This window comes from Oleiphilus sp. HI0043 (assembly GCF_001634935.1).
The window spans coordinates 1-616 of sequence record NZ_LWEY01000419.1; the positions used below are offsets into that span (position 1 = coordinate 1).

The following is a 616-nucleotide window of genomic DNA, read 5'->3' on the forward strand; positions in this document are numbered from 1 at the left end:
CGACCCTTCCCGAGCAAGTCGACGGTCGATATACAGGCAAGGTAAGCGGCACACCCAGCTTTAAAGAAGGGAAAATTACGCGTTTGAACGAGTGGTTAGAGACGAATCACCATACACTCAAAGGTTCTTTTTTCTATAGCGATTCACATAATGACCTGCCTTTATTAAAGCTGGTCAGCACGCCAGTCTCTATCGACCCGGATGACACCTTAAGAGAATATAGTGAACAAAATGGCTGGCCAATACAAACTCTCAGAAGCTAAGAAAAAAGACATGATCAGGGGCTTATTCACCACTTTCTGTTGTTTAGCGCTATTCGGCTGCAGTGAACCCTCAACGCCAGATATCACATCCAGCAAAACAAGCTCAGCAATAAACAAGCAATCGTCAGATATTGGCAACCGTCAAATCGCAACACTCTCCACCTCTTTGATCGACCAAATGGTTAAAGAGAGTAATCGATTACTTACTGAAACCAGCAACGCAGCCGCTAAGCTACAAAGTTCTATCGACAAACTAACGACTCAGCCATCGAAAGAATCTCTACAGGAAGCTCATCAGCAGTGGAGTCTAGCTCACGATACATATATCTCGACTAGACTTCTTAGACAATGGC

2 protein-coding genes are annotated in these 616 nt (G+C 44.5%); both read left to right on the forward strand.

From position 1 onward, the window contains the following. On the forward strand, positions 1-263 hold a 263-nt coding region (locus A3729_RS05420), incomplete at its 5' end, for an HAD family phosphatase (protein ID WP_197475596.1). Continuing rightward, on the forward strand, positions 232-616 hold a 385-nt coding region (locus A3729_RS05425; protein ID WP_231877348.1), incomplete at its 3' end, for an imelysin family protein. The genes A3729_RS05420 and A3729_RS05425, both read left to right, overlap by 32 nt.